This window comes from Streptomyces sp. JW3, assembly GCF_052216785.1.
GTDB lineage: Bacteria > Actinomycetota > Actinomycetes > Streptomycetales > Streptomycetaceae > Streptomyces.
The window spans coordinates 40423-63973 of the sequence record NZ_JBQOUX010000031.1; the positions used below are offsets into that span (position 1 = coordinate 40423).

9 protein-coding genes are annotated in these 23551 nt (G+C 74.3%); 4 read left to right on the forward strand and 5 right to left on the reverse strand.

The window, feature by feature from the left end; all coding sequences use genetic code 11:
* Positions 1 to 522: 522 nt before the first annotated feature.
* Both ACTT8P_RS15310 and ACTT8P_RS15315 read left to right on the forward strand, forming a co-directional pair.
* Positions 523 to 1239, forward strand: a complete 717-nt coding sequence (locus tag ACTT8P_RS15310) for an aquaporin (protein WP_442832181.1) — start codon at positions 523 to 525, stop codon at positions 1237 to 1239.
* A gap of 408 nt (positions 1240 to 1647) precedes the next feature.
* A complete protein-coding gene (locus ACTT8P_RS15315; RefSeq protein WP_442832182.1) occupies positions 1648 to 8478 on the forward strand; it encodes a glycoside hydrolase domain-containing protein in 6831 nt (2276 codons plus the stop codon).
* A gap of 41 nt (positions 8479 to 8519) precedes the next feature.
* On the opposite strand, the gene ACTT8P_RS15320 is transcribed toward ACTT8P_RS15315, so the two are convergent.
* The 5 genes from ACTT8P_RS15320 to ACTT8P_RS15340 form a co-directional block, all read right to left on the reverse strand.
* Complete coding sequence (locus tag ACTT8P_RS15320; RefSeq protein WP_442832183.1) at positions 8520 to 9737, reverse strand: geranylgeranyl reductase family protein; 1218 nt, start codon at positions 9735 to 9737, stop codon at positions 8520 to 8522.
* A gap of 43 nt (positions 9738 to 9780) precedes the next feature.
* A complete protein-coding gene (locus ACTT8P_RS15325) occupies positions 9781 to 16149 on the reverse strand; it encodes an SDR family NAD(P)-dependent oxidoreductase (RefSeq protein ID WP_442832184.1) in 6369 nt (2122 codons plus the stop codon).
* 161 nt (positions 16150 to 16310) lie between these two features.
* Positions 16311 to 16898: an SRPBCC family protein gene (locus ACTT8P_RS15330; protein ID WP_442832185.1), complete on the reverse strand. Its 588-nt coding sequence runs from the start codon at positions 16896 to 16898 to the stop codon at positions 16311 to 16313.
* The gene (locus ACTT8P_RS15335; protein WP_442832186.1) at positions 16898 to 17521 is read right to left on the reverse strand and encodes an ABC transporter permease; all 624 of its coding nucleotides are present in this window, start codon (positions 17519 to 17521) and stop codon (positions 16898 to 16900) included. Before ACTT8P_RS15335 ends, ACTT8P_RS15330 begins: the two co-directional genes overlap by 1 nt.
* A 40-nt stretch (positions 17522 to 17561) precedes the next feature.
* Complete coding sequence (locus tag ACTT8P_RS15340) at positions 17562 to 18608, reverse strand: medium chain dehydrogenase/reductase family protein (RefSeq protein WP_442832187.1); 1047 nt, start codon at positions 18606 to 18608, stop codon at positions 17562 to 17564.
* 268 nt (positions 18609 to 18876) lie between these two features.
* Here ACTT8P_RS15340 and ACTT8P_RS15345 point away from each other — a divergent pair, with 268 nt between their 5' ends.
* Entirely contained in the window at positions 18877 to 20730 is a 1854-nt protein-coding gene (locus tag ACTT8P_RS15345; protein ID WP_442832188.1) for a multicopper oxidase family protein, read from the forward strand.
* Positions 20731 to 20755: 25 nt separating this feature from the next.
* Positions 20756 to 23539, forward strand: coding sequence for an AAA family ATPase (locus ACTT8P_RS15350; RefSeq protein ID WP_442832189.1), 2784 nt, complete (start codon positions 20756 to 20758; stop codon positions 23537 to 23539).
* The last annotated feature ends 12 nt before the right edge of the window (positions 23540 to 23551 follow it).

Here is a 23551-nt window from a genome sequence, read left to right on the forward strand (position 1 = left end):
ACAGCCGTGAACCGGGCGCGGGTTCGCGAGAATGGGCCGGCGATGACTTCTCAGACTTTTCGCGCCTTCGGTCCGGACCCCGCCGACTACACCCCAGGCGACGCGGCAGACGTTGCCGCCGTATCTCGCCGCGACGCCCCGGCCGTCCAGGAGGGCTGACGGACGGGGCCGGTGTCCGGGGCCCGACTCGTTCGTGCGGCGCACTGCCCACTATGCGCCAAGGACAGGAAGCCGCTGCTCGGCTCACTGCCCAGCGACTGCCATGAGCGAGCCGCGAGCCGGGCGGAAGGTGCCGGTACCGGCCGCGGTGCGCGGCACGTCAGAGTTCGGTAATGCCTCGTGCGGTGGGCAGCCGGGGCACGGCTTCCTAAGGTGTGATCGGGCAGGCGCCCCGCTCATCCACCCCACCCGACAGCGGCCGACCCCAGGGCGCGCAGGACCTGGGACGGTCACGTCCGTGCACCCGCGGCAGATCCCCGACCGGGACCTGCCGCGCGGCCGGAGCCTTCAAGGGAGAAGACCGTGCGTAAGTATGTGGCCGAGTTCATCGGCACGTTATTCCTGATGCTCACCGTCACCGCGACAGTGACCGTCGACGCGCCCCTCGCCCCGCTGGCGATCGGCGGGGTCCTGATGGTCATGGTGTACGCCGGAGGGCATGTCTCGGGCGCTCACTACAATCCCGCCGTGACCCTCGCCGTTCTTCTGCGCGGACGGATCGTCGCCCCGCAAGCCGCGGCCTATGTGGTGGCGCAGGCCGGGGGAGGCGTCGCCGGGGCGCTGATCGGCCGTTGGGCCGTCGATCCGGACGACGTCGCCACCCTTACCCTGTCGGGACGGCATCTCGCCGCGGCGCTGCTGGTGGAGGCGCTGTTCACCTTCGCCCTGGCCTACGTCGTCCTGAACGTGGCCACCAGTCGCAGTCACCCGGACAACTCCTTCTACGGCCTCGCCATCGGCTGCACGGTGCTGGCCGGCGCCGTGGCCGTCGGCGGTGTCTCCGGCGGGGCGTTCAACCCGGCCGTCGCCATCGGCGGAAGTGTTGCCGGACTCTTCTCCTGGTCCTCCCTGTGGATCTACCTGCTCGCTCAGGCCGCAGGCGGCGCCCTCGCGGCCCTCGTCTTCGTCCGGCTCGATCCGCACGAGCAGCGGGGTCTCGGGCGGGCCGCCGAGACCGCCGCGCAGCCCACCACCGCACCGAGCACGAAGGCACCGACACCGGGCATGACCGCCCCTTAGGATTGCCCCGGCCCCGGCCCCGGCCCCGGCCCCGGCCCCGGCCCCGGCCCCGGCCCCAGCCGCCGCCCCAGCCCCAACCCCCGCCCCGCCCCGTGAGCTAACGGCTCGGCCGGTCGGCCGCCCTCTCATCCGCCGTCAGGACCGGCGTGGTCGAGGGGGCGTCTTCTTCTCTCCCGGGCGCGGTCGGCTCACCCCGCGGGCCGTCGTCGCGTACCCCCTGTACGAAAGATGTTTTCCCGTTGTACGACTACTCCGTATCTGATGGCGGAAGTCGTGCACGCGGCAACAGCAATAGTGGCAGTGACAACGTTGTCCCCACGGAGCCGGAGCGTGCGCGTTCAATCGCGATGCTGGAGAGGTTCCGTGTCCATAAGATCGAGAACAAGAGCGAAGAGCTACCCGAGACCCATGAGGTGCACCGCCGCCCTGCTCGCCGGTGCCCTCGGTCTTGCCGCGCTGACCGCCGCCGGCGGTACGGCCGTCGCCGCCCCCCGGGCCCAGACGTCCGCCGGGACCGACTACACCGCCCTGGTCGACCCCTTCGTCGCCACCGCCGGTGACGACGGCAACGACCTGCCCGGCGCCCAGGCCCCGCACGGGCTGGCCAAGGTCAATCCGATGACCACGCCGGACCGCAACCACTCGGGGTACGACTACAACGAGGACCACATCGCCGGGTTCACCGCCACGAACCTGGACGGTGTCGGCGGTTCCGGCGGCGGCGGTGACCTGCTGGTCGTGCCGACCTCGGAGCAGTACGGGAGCCGGCCGGCCACCAGCACGTACGCGCACGCGTACCGCCATGACGACGAGACCGCGACGCCCGGCTACTACCAGGTGGGCCTGGACGACCCGGCCGGGACCATCGACGCCGAGATGACGGCGACCACGCGCACCGCGCTGGAGCGGTACAGCTTCCCCGCCGGGTCCAAGCCGCAGCTCGTGCTGGACCTCGCCAACAACTTCACCAGCCGCACCCGCGCGACCCTCGACACCAGGACGCTCGCGGACGGCACCACCGCGATCGACGGTCTCATCGCCGGGTCGTTCAACGGCGCCTCGTACCGCATGTACTACCACGCCACCACCAACGTCCGGGTGACGTCCTTGAAGACCTGGGGCGGCGACGGCAAGCTCACCGACGCCACCGCGCAGGACGGCACCGACACCGGCGCGGTGCTCGGCTTCGACGCGGCCGACGGCGACGACATCGAGCTGCGCGTCACCCTCTCCCCGATCAGCGCCGAACAGGCCGCGACCGACCAGGCCAATGAGGTCGGCGACGCCACCTTCGACCAGGCGCGGGCGGCGGCGAAGGCCGCCTGGAACAGCACCCTCGGGGCCGTCGCCGTACAGGCGTCCAAGGCGGCCGACCCGGACGCGACGCTGACCAAGCAGTTCTACACGCACCTGTACCGCATGTACGCGCTGCCGGTGAACGCCACCAGTACCAGCGGCACCTACCGGGGTGTCGACGGCGCGGTGCACAAGGCGAACGGGTTCACGTACTACGACGGCTGGTCGTCCTGGGACGACTTCCGCAAGTTCTCCGTCGAGGCGTACATCGACCCGGCCACCTACCGGGACCTGGTGCAGTCGGCCGTCATCCTCTTCGCCGACGCCCGCACCGCCGGCAAGAGCCTCAGCAGCCTGACCCACTCGGTGCCGACCGTGCGCTGGGAGCGGCTGGCCGTCGTGATCGCCGACGCGCTGTCCAAGGGGTACGACGGCTTCGACCGGCTGGACGAGGCGTATCCCGCGCTGAAGTCGTACGTCGGGTACTACACCGGCACGCAGCTGCGGCAGGGGTACATCGCGGGCGATCCCGGTACGACCGTGCAGCGCGGGTACGACCAGTGGGCGCTGGCGATCATCGCGGACGCGCTCGGCGAGGACGCGGACGCCGCGAAGCTGCGCACCCAGGCGACGATGGCCATCGACAACCTCGTCAAGTCCGGTGCCTGGACCGCCGCCGACGGCACCGAGGTCGGCCTGCTGACCCCGCGCGCGGCCGGCGGCGACTGGCAGAGCGTCGACTACGAGAAGTTCGAGGCGACCGGTCTCTACCAGGGCACCCTGTGGCAGTACAACTGGTACGACGCCTACGACATGGACGGCCTCATCGAGGCCATGGGCGGCACGAAGGCGGGCAAGGCCGCGATCGAGCACATGTTCGGCGAGGACTCCGACGCCGACGACGGCTCGACCATGCTGCACTCCAACGCCAACGAGATCGATCTGCAAGCGCCCTACCTCTTCAATTACGTCGGTGAGCCCAGCCTGACGCAGAAGTGGGTGCGGTCCATCTACACCAAGGAGACCTGGAACCGGTACATCGCCACCGGGTCGACCAACGAAGCGCCCAGCTCGGGCGGCGAGTTCACGCCGCCGGTCAAGGACAAGGTGTACGAACTCGCCCCGGACGGCCTCCTGCCGACCATGGACAACGACGCCGGCACCATGTCGACCATGTTCGTCGCCGCCGCGCTGGGGCTGTTCCCGGTGACCGCCGGGTCCAGCCAGTTCCAGATCGGCAGCCCGTTCTTCGACTCGACGACGATCACCTACGCCAACGGCAGCACCTTCACCGTCAAGGCCGACGGGGTGTCGGACAGCAACTACTACGTGCAGCGTGCCACCCTCAACGGCAAGCGGTTCGACAACACCTGGCTGGACTACTCGCAGATCATCGCCGGCGGCACCCTCGACTTCACGATGGGCGCCAAGCCGTCGTCCTGGGGGGCCCGGACCGAGCCCGCGTACTCGCTCAGCACGAGCACCGACGACGGTGACAGCGGGGCGGGCAAGGGTACGTCCGTCCTGGCCGCCCGTCCCGCCACCGTCGCCACCGACGCCGACGGGAGCGTCGACGACAACGTGCGGCTCACCCTGTCGGGCAAGGCGACGTTCGCCGCCCGCGAGGGCACCAGCATCACGCGGAGCGGCGCGGCGTCCGTCACGGGTCTTCCGGACGGTGTCACGGCCGACCTGCGGGTCACCGGCACCCGTACGGCGACTCTGAAGCTCACCGGCAGCACCGAGACCGACGTCCGCCTCGGCCTCACCTTCCGGGACGCGGCCTTCGCCCACAAGGTCGCGGCCTCCTCCGTGACCGGCACCGGCGTGTCCGTGACCGATCCCCTGCGCATCTCCGCCGCCGCCGTGCAGCGCGCGGCGCTCAGCGACCTGACCGACCAGGCGTCCCTGGTGCGGGAGGGCAACTACTCCGACGGCTCCTACACCGTCTTCCGCTCGGCCCTCGAACGGGCCCGGACCGCCCTCGCGGACAGCGACGCGGCCACGGCCACCCTGATGGCCGCGCACGACGCGTTGCGGTCGGCGATCGACGCGCTCACCCTCGACGAGGGCGGGTACGCCGTCCTCCAGGCCGAGGACCCCGACCAGAAGGAAGGGCCCAGCCTGGTCAGTGAGGCGTACTACTCGGACGGCGACCTCGGCGGTGTCACCGAGGGGTCGTGGGTGCGCTACTCCGGCCTCGACTTCGGCGGGGTGGCTCCGCAGAGCATCTCCGTCCGGTACGCCAACTCGCAGGCCACGACCGCGCAACCGAGCAGTGTCGACGTGCACGCCGGGGACGCCTCCGGTCCGGTCGTCGCCACCGTCTCCCTCCCGGGGACGGGCGGCTGGCAGTACTACACCACCGTCCAGGCGGCCGTCACCGACCCGGCCGCGCTGCTGGACGCGCCCGGTGTGACGTTCGTGTTCCACGCGCCGTCCGGGCAGCAGTGGGTGTCGAACTTCGACTGGTTCCAGTTCTCCCCGGACCAGGTCCCCTCGTCCGGCTCCAGCACGACGCTCGCCACCCTCAGCGCGGCCAACTCCACCACCACCGGCAACGGTTCGGCCGCGCTCAAGCTGTCCAACGGCATCTTCGAGAACGTCACCAACGGCGCCTGGGCCCAGTGGCAGGGCACCGACCTCGGCGACGGCGCCGACACGGTCACCGTCAGCTACGACAAGCCTAGCTCCCGCGCGGCCGCCGACTCGCACATCGAACTGCACCTCGGCGCCAAGGACGGCGACCGGACCGTCGACATCCCGCTCGCCTACACCGGCTCCGGCTGGGGCACCGTCGCCACCACCACCGCGCCGCTGGACCCGGACGTCTTCACCGGTGTCCAGGACGTGTACGCCACGTTCGTCTCCAGCACCCAGACCGACGCCCAGCCCTACGTGGCCAACGTCTACTCCCTCACCCTGACGCGGAGGGCCGACACCCCGGTCGGCTTCGACGCCACCGCCTGGCAGGCGAACAGCGCCGGCGGGCTCAAGAGCGAGACGGCCACCTGGAGCGACGCGGGTTCCGCGACCAGCCTCGGCGGCACCTACGACGGGGCCTGGCTGGACTACGGCGACCTCGACTTCGGCACCTCCGCGAAGAACACCGTCACCCTCACCTACGTCAACAACTCCGCCCGCTGCGGCACCGGTTCGGCCGTCCAGCTCTACCTGGACTCCTTCGACGCGGACAGCCCGGGTACGCCGTACGCGACCGTCCCGCTGCCGGTCACCGGCAGCTCGTGGTCGTCGGGCGGCACGACCAGCCTGACCCTCCCCGAGGGCATCACCGGCACCCACCGGGTGCACCTGCGGCTGACCACGACCGCGGACTCCTCGCACCCGTACGTCGCGAACCTCGGCCGGATCACCTTCGCCCACGCCGAGACACCCGCCGGCACGGACACCACCGCGCTCGGCAAGGCGATCGAGCAGTACGCGGGTCTCGCCGCCGACGCGGACCGGTACGGCACGATCGACTTCGGGGTGTACGAGCGCGAGCTCGCCGCCGCCCGTGACCTGCTCGCCGCCGCCGACGCCGCGACACAGCTGGAAGTCGACACCCGGACCCGGAGCCTCACCCTGGCCGCCAACCAACTGGTCCCGCTCCCGAGGCTGAAGCTGGAGGACCTGGTCAGTACCGCGACGGCGCTGACCAACGCCCGGTACACGGCGGCGTCCTGGTCAGCGTTCACCGCCGCGTTCACCGCCGCCCAGACGGCCGTCGCGGACGACACGGCGACCGACGCGGCCCTGACCACCCGCTACCAGGCCCTGGACCGCGCGATCTCGGCGCTCCGGACGCAGCGCAAGACGGCGCCGGCCGCGCCCGACGCGGTGTCGGCGACGGTGTCCGGCAGCAGCGTGACGGTCGCCTGGTCCGCCCCCGAGGACGACGGCGGCTCCCCGGTCACCGGCTACGAGGTCACCCTCAGCGGCGGCCACCAGGTGCGGATCGACGACCCGGCGACCCGGGCCGCCACCTTCACCGCCCTGAAGGACGGGGCGTCGTACACGGCCCGGGTCCGCGCGGTGAACGCCGTCGGCAGTTCCGACCGCAGCGCCGCCACCCAGCCCGTCGTGGCCGGCGACAGCCGGCCCCAGGCGCCGACCGTGACCGGTGTGGTCACCGACGGCAAGCGGGTCCGGGTGACCTGGCACGCGGCCGGTGACGGCGGACACCCGCTCATCGGGTACACCGTGACGCTGGACGACGGCACCACCGCGTACGTCACCGGCGGCGCGGACACCGCCCTGCTCACCACCACGAGCAAGGCGAAGACCCACACCGCCACCGTCACGGCGGTCACCCTGGCCGGCACCTCGGACACCCCGGACACCCCGGAAACGACGGCCACCACGACCACCGACGACGACCCCGCCACCTACGAACCCTCCCCCTTCCCCGACGACACCCTCGACGCCGACTACGCGTCCGACTCCTGGCCCGAGACCGACGACGGGAGCGACTACTTCAACAACCTCCTCAGCGGCATCGACGACCTCGGCACCGACATCCTCGGCGCCGACACCGAGACGGACGAGCTCACCGCGGAGAACGACGAGATCGCCGTACGCGTCAACAACGCGGCGACCCAGGCCCAGGTCGACCGGGCCGAGGTGGACGCGAACAGCAGCGGCACCGTCACCATGGCCGACGGCCTCGGCTCCCGGCTCGGCGAGATCTACCTCGACGCACTGAACGGCGGCGACCTGCCGAAGACGAACGCGCTGTTCGGCCGGGTCACCCAGGACCTCGACACCCACGACGCGGCGAAGGAGCACTACGACTACCCGCGCCCCTACGTGCGGCTCGGGTTCGTCGGTGACGGCGGGCAGATCTACGAGTCGCAGGACGGCGGCTACAGCGGGCTGGCCGGCCAGGGCTCGTACCCGAGCGGTCACACCTACGGCGGCTTCGAGGCGGGCACCATCCTCGCCACGCTGCTGCCGGAGCTGGCCCCGTCGATCCTGGCCCGCGCCTCGGAGTACGGCGACAACCGGATCGTCCTCGGCTTCCACTACCCGCTCGACGTGATGGGCGGCCGGATGACCGCCCAGGCGACCGTCGCGCACCGGTGGGCGGACCCCGAGTTCGAGAAGCTGCTCGGCCAGGCGCACACCGAGATGCGGAACGTGCTGCTCGCGGCGTGCGAGGCGAAGGGGTACGGCGACACGCTCACCGAGTGCGCGGGCGACCCGTACGCCGGGCTGAGCACGGCGCAGGACATCGACCTGTACACGCAGCGGCTGACGTACGGCTTCTCGCAGGTCGGTGAGTCCGGTCAGGCGCTGGACGCGCCGTCCGACGCGGCGGCGCTGCTCATCACGGCGTTCCCGGACCTCGACACCGAGCAGCGCACGCAGATCCTGGAGCAGACCGCGACCGACTCCGGCTACCCGCTCGACCTCACCGCCGAGGGCGGGGCGAGCTGGCAGCGGATCAACCTCGCGGCGGCGATGGCGGCGGACGTGGTCGTGAACGCCGATGGTTCGGTGACGGTGACCAACTTCTCCGACGCGACGAAGGCGAGCGTCGCGGACGCCTCCGCCCTCACCGTCGGGGGCGTGCCGATCGACGGGTTCGACCCGGCAGTGTCGACGTACGTCGTGGACTGGCCGGCGAACGGGAAGCTCCCGGCCGTCGGTGCGGTGCCGGCCGAGTCCGGCGCCCGGGTGAAGGTCACCACCGGCAGTGACACGGTCTCGTCGTCCGCTGCCGGATTCACCACCCGCACCATCACGGTGACCTCGGCCAACGGATCGGTGGTGCGCACCTACACGGTCGGCTTCCACCGGGCGGACCACGACCGCCGGCCGTCCTGGAACCCCACAGGTGCCGGCGGCACCGACCGCGGTGGCTTCGACGCCACGGACGGCACCGGGCTCTGGTCACCGGCCCGGGAGTGGGAGGTGACCGCGGGACGCGCGTCCCGCTGATCCGGCACGGCACCCCGCCGCCGGTGTGACGGCCCAGCCGTTCACGCCGGCGGCGGCGTGCGTCGCGCGGGGCAGAGCCGGGTGGCGAGCGTGGTGGCGCCGCGGGTCAGGGGCGCGGACATGATGCCCGCGACGCTGGTCCGGCCGGCGATGTAGGCGTCGAGCCGGCGCCAGGCCGGCGGCACCCGGGTCAGCGTGGTGTGGAGCAGGCCGGGGCTGCGGACGAAGAGGTTCATCAGCGTGCCGCTGGCGCGCATCTCGACGCCGAGGACGTCGTCCACCTGCCGTCCGTAGTGGTCGGCGTGGGCGTGCGCGGCGGCCTCGTCGGCGGCGCCGACCAGCCGGACGGCGGCCTGTCCCGCGAGGTCTCCGGAGCGCAGCGCGTAGGAGATGCCCTCCCGGGACCAGTGGTCGAGCAGGGCCGCGGCGTCGCCGGCGACGAGGACGCGCCCCCGGGCCAGCGGGGAGTCGGGCTCGCGGCACCGGGTCAGATGGCCGGTGTCGTGCAGGGGGCGCGGGCCGAGCAGGCCCTGGCGGCGCAGGAAGTCCTCCTTGTAGGCGCGCAGGGCGGTGGGGTTGCCGCGGGCGGCCACCACGCCGGCGGTGCACACGTCACCCTTGGGGAAGACCCAGCCGAAGGAGCCCGGCAGCGGCCCCCACTCCATCAGGAGCCGGCCCCGCCACCGGTCGGCGGTACGCGCGTCGACCGGCACCTCGGCCTCCAGGGCGAGGTCGACCTGCGCGCACCGCACCCCCACGTACCGGCCGACCCGGCCGGCGCTGCCGTCGGCGCCGACGACGGCTCGGGCGCGCAGCACGTCACCGCGGTTGGTGCGGACGGTGACGGTGCCGCCCTCCTCCTCCAGGGAGGTCAGCGCGGTGCTGTCGCGGACCTGGGCGCCCGCCGCGGCGGCGGCCTCGGTCAGCGCCGCGTCGAGTTCGCTGCGGTAGACCATGGTGAGCGTCGGCGTGCCGCACTTCAGGGTGCGTTCGGCGCGGCCGTCGTGGGTGAAGGTGAACCGCCCGGCGACGTCGTGGGTCCGCACCGCCAGACCGGGGGGCAGCGCGGCCAGGGAGGCGCCGATGAGGCCGCCGCCGCAGGTCTTGTAGCGGGGCACGGCGGCGCGTTCCAGCAGCAGTGTGCGGCAGCCGTCGCGGGCGGCGACCCGGGCGGCGGTGGCACCGGCCGGCCCGGCGCCGACGACGATCACGTCCCAGGTCTCGGGCGGGCGGGCGGCGGGGACGGCGGCAGGGGGCATACGGGGGTCACCTCGCGGTCGGGCAGGGGGGCGGGCGGGATGGTCAGTCGGCGGCGAGGCGGGTCAGCAGGTAGCGGGTGAGCGCGGTGGCCGTCGGGTGGGTCCACATCACCGTGGTGGGGATGTCCAGGCCCAGTTCGCGTTGCAGGCGGTTGCGCAGCGCGATCGCCATGAGGGAGTCCAGGCCGAGCGTCACCAGGGACGTGTCGGCGTCGAACCGGTCGGTGTCCAGCCGCAGTACGGCCGCGATGTGGTCGACGACCTGCGGCTGGAGGAGGTGCTGACGCCGCTCCGGGCAGTCCGTCTCCCGCAGGGCCGCCAGCAGGGCGCCGTCGGCGCCGGCCGGGTCGGTGCCCGCCGCCGGGGCGGCCAGTTCGGCGAAGAAGGCGGTGCGGGCGGTGGCGGGGTAGGACTCCAGCCAGCGGGCCAGGTCGACGGGGGTGTAGGCGGTGCGGGCCCGGTCGTGGGCCAGGAGGCGTGCCAGGGCGGCGATGCCCTCGGCGGGGTCGATCATGGCGTAGCCGCGGTCGGCCATGCCGGTGCCGCGGCCGACCTCCGCCCACGGCCCCCAGTTGACCGAGGTCGCGGGCAGGCCCTGGGCCCGGCGCCAGGAGGTGAACTCGTCCAGCCAGGCGTTGGCGGCGGCGTAGGCGCCCTGGCCGGGGTTGCCCAGCAGGGAGGCGGCGGAGGAGAAGGTGACCCACCAGTCCAGGTCCTGGCCGGCGGTGGCGTGGTGCAGCAGCCAGGCGCCGGTCGCCTTGGGCCGCCACACCGTGTCCAGCAGGTCGGCGGAGAGGGTGGCGACGGTGGCGTCCTCGACCACGGCCGCCGCGTGCACGACCCCGCGCAGCGGGTGCCCGGTGTCCTGGGCGGCCCGGACGAGCCGGTCGGCGACGCCCGGCTCGGCCAGGTCCCCGCGGACCACCTCCACCCGGGTGCCGTGGCCGGCGGTGAGCGCGTCGAGGGCGGCGCGGGCGGCCGGGCCGGGAGCGCTGCGGGACGTCAGCAGCACCGCCCCGGCGCCGCGTTCGGCCAGCCATCGGGCGACCAGCAGCCCCAGGCCGCCGAGCCCGCCGGTGACCAGGTAACTGGCGTCGGGCCGTACGACGGGAACGTCCGCGGGCCGTACCGGCAGGGTGTCGGTGCCCTCGGCGGGCCAGGTGAGGACGAGTTTGCCGGTGTGCCGGGCGGAGGCCATCGTGTGGAAGGCGGACGACGCCTCGGCGACCGGGCGGGCGGTGACGGGCAGCGGCGGCAGGGTGCCGTCCGCGAGCAGGGCGGCCAGTTCGCGGTAGCCCTCGGCGAGCACATCGGGGGCCTCCCGCAGCATCATCAGTACGTCGACGCTGGCGAAGGTGACGTTGCGGCGGAACGGCAGCAGGCCCAGCCGGGTGTCGGCGTAGATGTCCCGCTTGCCGAGTTCGAGGAACCGGCCGCGGTGCGCGAGCAGGTCCAGACTCGCGGACTGCGCCGGTCCGGTCAGGGAGTTGAGGACGACGTCGACGCCCCGGCCGCCGGTGAGCTCGCGCACCCGGTCGGCGAAGTCCAGGGTGCGGGAGTCCATGACGTGCGCGACGCCCAGGCCGCGCAGGTAGGCCCGCTTCTCCTCGCTGCCCGCGGTGGCCAGCACCTCGGCGCCGCGGGCCCGCGCGAGGTTCAGCGCGGCGAGGCCGGTGCCGCCGCTCGCCGAGTGGATCAGCACCTGCTCGCCGGGCCGCAGCCGGGCCAGGTGGCACAGGGCGTACCAGGCGGTCAGATAGGCGCACGGCAGGGCGGCGGCGTCCTGGACGCTCATGCCGTCCGGCACCGGCAGCAGGCAGTCGGCGCGGACGGTGGCGAAGGAGGACATCACGGCCTGCTGTCCGGTGTCCACGAACATCGCGGCGACCCGGTCGCCCACCGCCACGCCCCGCACGCCGTCCCCGACGCCGGTGACGGTCCCCGCGCCGTCGAACGCGCAGACGTCCTCGGCGGCCCCCTCGCCCGCGTCGAACTGCTGGTAGACACCCAGCGCCTGGAGCACGTTGATGAAGTTGACGCTGGTGGCGGCCACCCGCACCTCGACCTCGTCCGGTCCGGGCCGCCGCCGCGACTGGCCGACGAACTCGAAGGAGTCCAGGTCACTGGGGTGCGCGAGGCGCAGGGCGACCCGGTCGCGGGCCCGGTCGACGGTGCGCCGGCGGCGTTCGCCCGCGGCCAGCGGGGTGTTGCGCAGCCGGGCCAGGTACCGGACGCCGTGCCGGTGGGCGATCTCGTCCTGCTCGTCCGGGCAGGACAGCAGCTCGGCGGCCACGTCCTCGACGGGGGCCGACGGGTCGATGTCCAGTACGGCGGGCCGCAGTTCGGGGTGTTCGTAGCTCAGGACGCGCACCAGTCCGCGCAGCCCCGCCTGGGCCAGGTCCGGCCGGTCCTCGGCGGTGACCTGCTGGGCGGCGGTGGTGACGGTCCACAGCCGGGGCGCGGGTCCGTCGCCGGTGAGCGCGCGGGCCGTCGCCACCAGCCGGGCCACCTGGTCCCGGGCCTGCCGGTCGGGCCGCCCCGTACCGCTGGACTCCGTACCGCTGGACTCCGGCAGGTACACCACCGCCTGCGGTGGGGCCTCGGGGGAGCCGGCCGGCGCGGTGCCGGCCGGCCGGACGTCCACCACCGCGCCCCGTTCCGCCAGCGCCCGGCCCAGCTCGGTCGCGTACGCCGCCCGCCCCGGTTCCGCGAGCAGCACCCAGCCGCCGGTCGCCGCCGCCGGCTCAGGACGTTCGCCGGGCTCCCAGACCGCCTGGAGCAGCCGGCGGTCGAAGCGCTCCTCGGCGCTCTCGGCCGGTACGTGACGGAACTCCACCCCGGTGGCGTCGGCGACCACGGCCCCCTCGTCGTCCCACAGCCGGAAGTCCGCCGTGAACCGGCCGCCGTCGATCGCCGTGAGGGTGACCTGGCAGTACCCGCTCAGCGGCACCGTCCGGTACAGCCGCAGCTCCTCGATGCCCCGGGGCAGGATGCCTCCGGCGGGCACCGCGCCGCAGCGCAGGACGGCGCCCGCGACCGCCTGGAGGCAGGTGTCCAGTGCGACGGGATGGCAGTGCAGCGCCCGCGCGCCGGCCCGGCCCTCGTCGGGCACCCGCAGCCGGGCCAGCAGCCGGGCGCCCGCCCGGTCGGCCGGTGCCCCGTCCGTGTACAGGGCGCGCAGGCCGAGGAACGGCGGGCCGTGGTGCACGCCGCGCTCCTCGCGCATCTGCCGGTACACGTCCGCCGCGTCCACCGGGTGCGGGAACTCCGCGAGCAGCTCCCCGGGTGCGCGGCCCGCCGGGACGGGCGCGTCCTCGGGCGTGATGTGCAGGGTCGCCCGCGCGTGCCGCACCGACGTCCCGTCGGACGCCGTACTGACCACCCGCCAGCGCGCGGTGTCCGGGCCGGCCGCCTCGGCGGTGGCGGTGACCTCGGTGCCCTCGGCGGCCGGCAGCAGCAGCCGTTCCAGGTCCACGCCGGTCAGGCGCAGCCGCCCGGGACCGGTGCCGTACAGGTCGCCGGCGGCGGCGACGGCCATCTCGCACAGCGCGGCGCCGGGCACCACCGTGACGTCGTCGACGCGGTGCGCGTCCAGCCAGGGCAGCGTCGTCGGGGTGAGCCGGGTCTGCCACAGGTGCCGGCCCTCGCCGTCCGGGTCCACGGTGCGCGGCCCCGTCAACGGGTGCCCGGCGGACAGCGCGTGCGCCCCGGCCGACCGCCGCAGCGGCGAGGGACCGACGACGTACCGGGTGCGCTCCCAGGTCGTCGGCGGTACGTCGGCCAGGGCGCCGGCGGCGTACCGGCCGGCCCAGTCCAGCGGGTGACCGGCGCAGTGCAGCGCCGCCACCTGGGTGTGGAACGCCAGCACGTCGTCGGTGTCCCGCAGCAGGGAGGAGACGACCGCGGTGTCGGTGTGGCCGTGCGCGGCGAGGGTGGCCTGCACCGGGTGCGCCATGACGGGGTGCGGGCTCAGCTCCACGAACAGCCGGTGCCCGTCCTCGGCGGCGGCCCGCACCGCGTCGGCGAACCGCACCTCGCGGCGCAGGTTGTCCGACCAGTACGCGGCGTCGAAGGCGGGGTGCGCGCGCGGGTCGTCGGCGACGGTGCTGTAGAACGCCGCGGTCGGCGGCCGGCCGGCGACCCCGGCGAGGGCGTCGGCCAGGTCGGGCAGGATCGGGTCCATGTGGGCGGTGTGCGAGGCGACGTCCACCTCGACGACGCGGATGCCGACGCCGCGCGCGTCCCACTCCTCGGCGAGCGCCCGGATGCGGTCGGCGTCGCCGCCCACGACGGTGTTCTCCGGCGAGGCGACGACCGCGACGCTCACTCCGCGCACCTCCTGCTCGGCCAGCAGCCGTTCGACCTCGGCGCGGCTCAGCGCGACCGACGCCATCAGGCCCAGTCCGGCGGTGCGCAGGATCAGCCGCGAGCGGCGGCAGATGACCCGTACGCCGTCCTCGACGCTCAGCGCGCCAGCCGCCACCGCGGCGGCGACCTCGCCCATGGAGTGGCCGATCACGGCCGCCGGTTCGACGCCGTGCGAGCGCCACATCGCGGCCAGCCCCAGCTGGACGGCGAAGATCACCGGCTGCACCCGGTCGAAGCCGGTCACCACCTCGGGGCGGCGCAGGGTCTCGCGCAGCGAGAAGCCTGACTCGGCGGCCACCAGGGGTTCGAGCGCGTCGACGACCCGGGTGAACTCCGGCTCACGGTCGAGGAGTTCACGGCACATGCCGCCCCACTGCGAACCGTGGCCGGAGAACACCCACACCACGCCCTGCCCGGCGGACGGCACCGCCCGGCCGGTGGCCGTCCCGGCGCCGGCCGCGGTCCCGGCGGCCAACTGCTCCAGCCGGGCCACCAGTTCGGCCCGCTCGGCGGCGACGACCGCGGCGCGTTCCCGGGACGGGGAGCGGCGTACGGCCAGGGTGTGCGCCACGTCGTCCAGCGGCACCTGGGAGCCCTCGCCCCGCAGCCACCCCGCCAGCCGGCCGGCCGCCGCGCGCAGGGCCGCGGGCGTACCGGCGGACAGCGGGTACACCCGCGGCACCGGGGCGGTGCGGGCCGGGCGGGCCGGGCGCCGGACCGGGGCCGGCGACGGCGGCTGCTCCAGCACGACGTGCACATTGGTGCCGCTGATCCCGAACGAGGAGACCGCGGCCAGCCGGGCGCCCTTGCGCACCGGCCACTCGGTGGTGTCGGTGGGCACGAACAGCCGGGTGCCGCTCGGGTCGATCTGCGGGTTCCAGTCGGTGAAGTGCAGACTGGCCGGCACCCGCCCGTGCCGCAGGGACGCGATGGCCTTCAGCAGTCCCGCCACGCCCGACACCGGCTCGGTGTGCCCGATGTTGGTCTTCACCGAGCCGAGCGCGCACCGGTCGCGGCCCTTGCCGTAGACGGCGGCCACCGCCGCGAACTCGATCGGGTCGCCCACCGCCGTGCCCGGCCCGTGCGCCTCCACCATGCCGACGTCACCGGCCGCCACGCCCGCGCGTTCCAGCGCCAGCCGGTACAGGTCGATCTGGGCGGGCTCCGAGGGCGCGCTCAGCCGGGTGCCCCGGCCGTTCTGGTTGACCGCCGTGCCGCGCAGCACCGCCAGCACCCGGTCCCCGGCCCGCAGCGCGTCCGACAGCCGTTTGAGGACGACCACGCCGCAGCCCTCGCCGCGCACGTACCCGTCGGCGCCGGCGTCGAAGGCGTGGCAGCGGCCGGTGGGGGAGAACACGCCCCACAGCGCCGGGGCGACGACCCCCTCCGGGCCCAGGGTCAGCATCGCGGCGCCGGCCAGCGCCACGTCCGACTCGCCGGTGCGCAGGCTCTGGCAGGCGGTGTGCACGGCGACCAGGCCGGACGCGCAGGCGCTCTCCAGGACGACCTGCGGACCGCGCAGGTTCAGCATGAAACCCACCCGGCCGGGACCGATGCTGTCGAAACCGGTGTACATCGCGTAGGCGTTGACGTCCTCCAGCGGCCGCTGCACCCGCAGCATGTAGTCCTTCTGATAGATCCCGAAGAACATGCCGGTCGCGGTGCCGGACAGCCGCTGGGCCGGGAGGCCGGCGTGCTCGATGGCCTCCCAGGCCACCTCGGACAGCAGCCGGTGCTCCGGGTCGACCCAGGGCGCCTCCTGCGCGTTGATGCCGAAGAACTCCGGCTCGTACGCGTACACGTCGTCGTCCAGGAAGCAGCCGTACCGCAGCCGGTCGGCGACCTGGGCGGGCAGCCCGGCCAGTTCCGCCTGCTCCCACCGCTCCCCGGGCACCTCCCGCACCGTCTCCCGGCGGGCCATCAGCAACCGCCACAGCGAGGCGAGGGAGCGGACCTCGCCGGGGAACCGGCAGGCGGCCCCGACGACCGCGACCGGTTCGTCCTGGGCCGCTCCGGGCGCCTCGACGCGGGGCTGTGCATGCATGAGCGGTCCGTCCTTCGCCACGGGAACTGGGAGGCACTGGACATTTCCGCATGCGGGGCGAAGGCGGGCCAAGGGCGTACGGGCCGATTTAAGAGGCATGTTGGGACACCGGTCATGCTCCAACACACCAGGTTCAGCCGCTCGGCCGGGCGTTCAGCGGATCATCGGTGTCCACCGGCGCACGCGGTCCGTGTCTCGGCCGTCGCCTTGAGCCGGTTCATCCAGTCGGTCAGGCCGGCGTCGAGCGCGGCCTGGTTGCCGGGGACGTCGGCTTCGACCGGAGCGCCCGACCAGGACTCCTCGGTGGTGGCGAGGACGCCGCCCTTGACCGGCTTGAAGGTGAACAGGTGGATGCCGTCGATGCCGCCCACGGGCGCGCCCCACGCGGTGCAGCGCAGGCGCCGGACCTCGGTGACGGTCGAGGTCACCTTCATGTTCTGCGGGGACCACGTGAAGACCGAGCCGGGGCGCAGCGGGCCCGGGGTCTGCTTCGCGGCCGGGGTGATCTCCGGTATCCAGGCGGACCAGGCGTCGATGTCGGTGTGCAGGTTCCAGACCGTCTTCAGCGGCGCCTTGATCAGGACGCTCGCCCGGCTGACGACCGGCGCGCTCTGGTCGACGGTGACGTCGCCGCACCGCTGGAACGGGGAGGAGGGGGCGGCGGTCGCCGCGGCGGGGGCGGCGAGGGTCGTCGCGGTGGCGAGGGCGGCGAGGGCCAGGCCCTGGAGGATGGTGTGCCGGGCGGTCATCAGGTGGTTCCCTTTCGAGGTGAGGTGCCGGTGCGGCGGAGTTCGAGCACCGACGCGACGGCGTACGCGCCGCCGCCGGCCAGGGTGAGGACCCAGTACAGGCCGGGGGTGCCGAGGAGGAGGGCTGCCGTGGAGGTCAGGGCGAGCCAGGTGCCGAGGACGTAGTGCAGTGCGTTGCGGCGGGCGGCGCCCTCGGCGACGTAGAGCAGGCCGACGACGAGGCCGGAGCCGGTGGGCCAGAGCAGGGTCTGGATGTCGGGGTTGTCGACGGTGGCGGCGAGGCCCGTGATGGCGAGGAACAGCGCGGCGAAGGCGGTGATCCAGGCGGCGCCGAGGAGTTGGCCGGTGCGGACCTCGGCGGGGTCGGTGGCGGCGCGCTGGGCGCGCAGGGCGGCGACGGTGGCGACCACGGTGCCGGTGGCGAGCCCGGCGCCGAGCAGGGTCATCGGCAGCCAGCCCGGCAGGTCCAGCAGGGGCGTGTCGCCCTTGGAGAGGGCGGCGGAGCCGTGGCCGAGTAAGTAGGCGAGCCCGAAGCTGACGTAGGTGGCGCGGTTGTCGACGTCGCTGAGCGGGCGGGCCCGGCGGACGGTGGCGGGCGGGGCGGCGGCAGTGGTGAGGGACATGGGAGGGGCCTCCGGGGCTGGGTGAAGTGGGGTGTGTCAGTCACGCCTCGGGGACGAGGACGACCTTGCCGGCGACGGTGCGGGACTCGGCCAGGACGAGCGCCGCGGTGGTCTCGGACAGCGGGAACTCCGCGGCGATCTGCGGGGTCAGCACGCCGTCCGCCACCAGGCCCAGCACCTGGGCGAAGTCCTCGTTCAGCCGCTGCTGCCAGGACGCGCGGCAACGGCGCTTGCCCGCCCAGAAGTTGTAGAAGTGCGCGCTCTTGCCGTTGGGCAGCGCGTTCCACGCGTTGAGCCGGGCGAACAGCTTCAGCACCGGCAGCTGCGAGCTGCCGTCCTCGTCCTTGGTGGCCGCGGTGCCGTACGAGACCAGCGTGCCGCCCTTGCGCAGCAGCCGCCAGGACTCCTCCACCGCGTCGCCGCCCACGTGGTCGAAGACCGCGTCCACGCCGTCCGGGGCGAGTTCGCGGATGCGGGCGTACAGGTCGGGGTCGCGGTAGTCGACCGGGGTCGCGCCCAGCGCGGTGACGGTGGCGTGGTGGCGCGGCGAGGCGGTGCCGATCACGGTGATCCCGGCGTGCCGGGCCAGTTGGACCAGGGTGGAGCCGACCCCGCCGTTGGCGCCCAGCACCACGACGGTGCCGCCGGCGGCGACCTTGGCGACGCGGTGCAGCAACTGCCAGGCGGTGATGCCGTTGACGACCACGGTCTCCGCGGCGACGGCGTCCACCGCGTCCGGTACGGGCATCAGGTCCACGGCGTCCACCAGCAGATGACTGGCCCACGCGCCGGTCTTGGTGACCGCGGCGAACCGGCGCCCGATCACCGCCGCGTCCACGTCCGGCCCGGCCGCCGTCACCGTGCCCACCACGTCGTAGCCCGGCACGAAGGGGAACGGCGGCTGGTCGTAGTACTTGCCGCGCCGCATCTGCTGCTCGGCGAAGCACACGCCGGTCGCGTCCATCCGCAGCACGACCTGCCCCTTGGCCGGGGCGGGCAGCTCACGGACGCGCAGTTCCAGCCCTTCCGGCTCGACCTTGCCGGGCAGGACGATCTCGGTGACGGAGGTGGTGACGGTGCTGTTCATGGCGTACCTCTGCGGGCTGTCGGTGCTGCGGCTGTTTGCTTACAGCCGTAAAGCTACAAGCGTAAGGATGAGATTGGCAAGAGGGTTCGGCAACCGGTTCCGTGGGTATCGCTCCTATCGCTCCTCGAACGCGCCGGGCGCGAGCGGCCAGCCTTCTGGCGACGCGCGCGTGCTCGCGTCGGTGAACTTCGCCTACGTGGTGGCGGCCGGCCCGGCTGGGTGGCGGCCGCCGACGCGAGCGGCGGCCGCCGGTCGGCACCGTGACCGCGTGTTCCTCTCCCTCTTCTTCGCAGACGCCGCCCTCGCCCTGCTGGCGACGGCCGCCGCCCTCGTCGCCGGCGGCCGGGCGTCCGGGTCCGGCGGACGGCCGGGCCGGTGGCTGTACCTCACCGCGGTCCTGGTGGCGGCCCGGCTGGTCATCGCGCTCGTCGTACTCGGCCGGGGGCTGGTGCTGGCCGACTCCCGGCTGTTCGTGCAGGTGCCGCTCGCGACGCTGCCGGTGGCCTGGGCGGTGTGGCGGCCCGGCCGGACCGCCGCCCGGGTCATGGCGGCCGGCGTCACGCTGTCGGCCTGGTGGCTGTACGTGCCGTTCGGCCCGCGGGACACCGGCTACGTACTCGTCGGCTCCGCGGCGGCGCTGGCGCTGATCGGCGGGCTCTCCACCGGGCTGGACGCGTGGCGGCGGTCGGGGACCCGGGCCGCGCGGGTGCCCTGGCTGTCGGCGGTGTTCCTGCTGGTGCCCGCGGTCGCGCTGGTACTGGGCGGACAGGCCGGCGCGGCGCCGCCGGGCGGACATCAGCACGCCGTCGCGGGCGGCGGCGGGGTCGGGGTCGATCAGCTCACCGGGCCGCGCGACCGGGAGCCCGAGGTGCGGGTCACCCTGACGGCGGCGCACGGCACGGTCCGGCTGGCCTCCGGGCGGACCGTGGCCGCGCTCACCTTCAACGGTGTCGCGCCCGGCCCCGAGATACGGGTGACACAGGGGCAGTTGGTGGAGGTGACGCTCGTCAACACCGATGTCGAGGAGGGCGTGACCGTGCACTGGCACGGCGTCGACGTGCCCAACGCCGAGGACGGCGTGCCCGGCGTGACGCAGGACGCCGTCCAGCCGGGGCAGCGGCACGTCTACCGGTTCGTGCCGGACCGCGCGGGCACCTTCTGGTACCACACCCACCGGGAGGCGCTGGACACCGTGCGGCGGGGGCTGTTCGGCGCGCTGATCGTGACGGAACCGGACACGGCTCGCTTCGACGGGATCGAGCGGACCGTCTTCACCCACGAGTGGCCGGTCGAGGGCGGTTCGGCCGTCCCCGCCCTCGACCGCGCCGACCGGCCCGCGCGGTACGCCGCCGGCGCGGGCCGGAAGGTCCGGCTGCGGCTGGTCAACAGCTCCACCGACCCGCGCCGGATACATGTCGGCGGTGCTCGCTACACCGTCACCGCCCTCGACGGCAACACCGTCCGGGGTGCCGATCCGGTCGATCCGGGCACCGATCTGCTGCTGGCCGCGGGCGGACGCTACGACATCGCCTTCACCATGCCGGACACGCCGGTCACCCTCTCCTACGCCGGCAACGGCGGCACCGCCGCCCTCGCCCTCAGCCCGGACGGCACCGCCCCACCCGCCGACCTCGACGACGGCACGCTCTTCGACCCGCTCAGCTACGGAACCGGCACCGAAGCCGCACCGGTCGCCTACGACCGTACGTACGACCTGCGGCTGGACGACGGATTCGGGTTCGGCCAGAACGGGTTCGGGTTCGTCAGCAGCCTGATCAACGGGCGGCTGTACCCGGCCGTGCCCACCCTGGAGGTCACCGAGGGCGACCGGGTGAAGGTGCGGATCGCCCACCGCGGCTTCAACGACCACCCGCTGCACCTGCACGGCCACCGAATCCAGGTGCTCTCCCGCAACGGCACACCCACCACCGGCAGCCCCTGGTGGACCGACACCCTCAACGTCGCCCCGGGCGATGTCTTCGAGATCGCGTTCACCGCCGACAACCCCGGCATCTGGATGGACCACTGCCACAACTTCGAGCACGCCGCCGACGGCATGATCATGCACCTCGCCTACACCGGCGTCAGCAGCCCCTACGAGGCGGACCACATGCCTGAGTGACCGCTTCTCCCTTAACGTATGCGCCATGACGTCGGCACCACCTTCCGCGCAACTCATAGGCAGGCACGCGGAGATGCGCCGTCTCGACGAGCTGACCGCCGCCGCCCGCGAGGGCCGGGGCGGGGCGCTGGTCCTGCGCGGCGAGGCGGGCATCGGCAAGAGCGCGCTGCTGGCACACGCCGGGCGGGCGGCCACCGGGCTGCGCACCGTCCGGGCGGCCGGGTCGCAGTACGAGCGGGAGCTGCCGTTCGCCGCCCTGCACCAGCTCTGCGTACCGCTGCTGCCGCACCTCGCCGACCTGCCCGAGGGACACCGCGCGGCGCTGCGGAACGCGTTCGGGCTGGCCACCGGGGCGCCGGACGTGTTCCGGATCGGCCTCGCGGCCCTGGAGCTGCTGGCCTGCGCGGCCCGCGAACGGCCGCTGCTGTGCCTGGTCGACGACGCGCACTGGCTGGACGCGGCGTCCTCGCAGGTGCTGGCCTTCCTGGCCCGGCGGGTCGGCTGCGAACCGGTCGCCCTGGTGTTCGCGGCCCGGTCGCAGCCGCCGGCGGACGACCTGCCCGGTCCGGCGGCGGGCGGGCCGGACGACCTCCCCGGTCCGACCGCCGGCCGGCTGGACGATCTCCCCGGTCCGACCGCGAGCGGACTGGACGACCTGCCCGTGCTGCCGGTCGGTGGGCTGGGTGATGCCGACGCGCGGGCGCTGCTGGCCGCGCGGGGGCATGTGGCGGTCGACGACCAGGTGTACCGGCGGCTGCTGGCCGAGGCCCGGGGCAACCCGCTCGCGCTGCTCGAACTGCCCCGGGCCGGCGGGTTCGGCGCGCCGGACACCTCGTCCGTGCCGACCCGGATCGAGCGCGGGTTCCGGGCCAGGCTGGCCGGACTGGCCGACGCGGCGCGGCTGCTGCTGACCGTCGCGAGCGCCGATCCGACCGGCGACCCGGGGCTGCTGTGGCCCGCCGCCCGGCGCCTGGGTCTCGACCCGGCGACGGCCGGCGCGGCGGCGACCGGCACCGGGCTGATCGAGTTCGGCACCCGAGTCCGCTTCTGCCACCCGCTGGCCCGGTCCGCCGTCTACCGGGCCGCGCCGCCCGCCCTGCGGCACACCGCCCACCGGGTGCTGGCCGAGGTCACCGACCCGGTCCTCGACCCCGACCGGCGGGCCTGGCACCGCGCCCAGGCCGGCACCGGTCCCGACGAGGACATCGCCGCCGAACTGGAACGCTCCGCCGACCGCGCCCGGTCCCGCGGCGGAGTGGTGGCCGCCGCGGCCTTCCTGGAACGCGCGGCGGCCCTGTCCCTGGACACCGCCAAGCGCACCGAACGCACCCTCACGGCGGTCCGGGCGGGACTGGACGCCGGACTCACCGACGCCGCCGCCGAACTGCTCACCACCGTCGAGCACACCGCCCTGGACACCGACCAGCACGCCCGGGTCGACCTGCTGCGCGGCCGGCTCGCCTTCTCCCGGCACAACGACGGCAACGGCCCGCTGTTCATGCTGCGCGCCGCCCAGCGGCTGGCCGGCTCCGACCCGGAACGGTCCCGCGCGTGCTTCCTGGACGCGCTGGAGATGAGCCTGGTCGTCGGCCGGGCCGCCGGGGTGATGGACACGGTGCTGGCCGCCGCCCGGTCCGCGCCGCCGGTGTCCCGCGCCCCCGATGTCCTGGACGCCCTGATCCGGCTGGAGCGGGACGGACACCGGGCGGCGGTCCCGCTGCTGCGCGCGGCCCTGGACGGTGCCGACACCCCGCTGTGGACCAGCCGGCCCGCCCTCGCCGTCATCCTCGCCAGCGAACTGTGGGACCCGCACACCCACGCGGCGATCACCGACTGGCTGATGAAGACCGGCCGCGCGTCCGGCTCCCCGCTGCTGCTGCGTCTCGGCCTGGCCCAGACGGTGTCCGGCGCGGCGCTCTCCGGCGACCTCGGGCAGGCGGAGGCCGCCGTGGTGGAGGAGGCGGCGCTCGCCGACGCGACCGGCGGGCCGCCGGTGACGTACCACCGGCTGCAACTGGCCGCGCTGCGGGGCCGCCGCGCGGCGGCGCTGGAGCTGTTCGACACGGTCACCGCGGCGGCCACGGCGCACGGTTCGGGGCAACTGGTCGCCAACACCCACTGGGCGGCGGCCGTGCTCCACAACGGCCTGGGCGACTACCCGGCCGCGCTGGACGCGGCCCGGCGGGCCGTCGCACCCGGCGACCTGTTCCTCGCCGGGTTCTCGCTGCCCGAGCTGATCGAGGCGGCGGTCCGGTGCGGTGCGCGCGAGGCGGCCGGCACCGCCCTGGAGTCGCTGACCGAACGCACCGCGGCCGGCGGCACGGTCACCGGCCTGGGCATCGCGGCCTACGCGCGCGGCCTGGTCACCGGCGTCGAGGACCACTACCGGGAGGCCGTCGAGCACCTGGAGAAGAGCCCGCTGGTGCCGTACCTGGCCAGGGCCCATCTGCTGTACGGGGAGTGGCTGCGCCGCCAGGGCCGCCGGCGCGACTGCCGGCCGCAGCTGCGCACCGCGTACGAGCTGCTGTCCCAGGCGGGCGTCGAGGCGTTCGCCCGGCGGGCCGCCGACGAACTGCGGGCCACCGGGGAGGTGGCCCCCGCCCGGTCCGGACGGCCCGCCCAGGACCGGCTGACCGCGCAGGAGGCGTACATCGCCCGGCTGGTCGCCACCGGCGCGACCTCCAAGGAGGTCGCCGCCCGGCTGTTCCTCAGCCCGCGCACCATCGACGCGCACCTGCGCAGCATCTTCCGCAAGCTCGGCGTCACCTCCCGTCGGCAGCTGCGGGACCATCCCGGTCTCGGTGACTGACCGGGGCCGGGC